Origin of the sequence: Streptomyces griseus subsp. griseus (genome assembly GCF_000720255.1) — a bacterium.
GTDB classification, from domain to species: domain Bacteria; phylum Actinomycetota; class Actinomycetes; order Streptomycetales; family Streptomycetaceae; genus Streptomyces; species Streptomyces griseus_I.
Genome location: NZ_JOJE01000177.1, coordinates 1 through 399 on the forward strand (window position 1 = coordinate 1; position 399 = coordinate 399).

Sequence of the window (399 nt, forward strand, 5' to 3'; positions counted from 1 at the left end):
ACCGTGTCGATCGGCGAGTCCGTGCCCGCCACCACCAGTCCCCCGCGCCGGTGGATGCGCAACAACGCGTCGACGGCGCCCGCGAGGAAGGATCGCAGCATCGTCGCCCGAGGCTCCGCAGTCGAGGCGGCGATCAGCTCTTGAAGGACGCGGTACTCCGTGGCTGGCATCAGCGCCAGGGTGCGTTCGTCGTTCTGCAGCGCGGTGTCGTGGGCGTAGCGGACGGCGGCGAAGAGCAGCGTCGAGGTGATCCAGCTTCCGCTGAACGCCTTGAGTGCCACGGTATCGTCGTAGACCCGCCCGATGCGGTTGGCGATCTGGGTGTAGCCGAGCCGGTTGCCACCGCCGACGTGCTCCAGCCCATCGACACCGTAGCTCTCCGAGGGGTAGGAGTAGTGC

Annotated in this window: 1 pseudogene; it reads right to left on the minus strand. The window is 68.2% G+C overall.

Features of this window, described 5'->3' with window-relative positions:
- A pseudogene (locus IG99_RS43670) lies at positions 1-399 on the minus strand (amidohydrolase family protein); the annotation flags it as partial.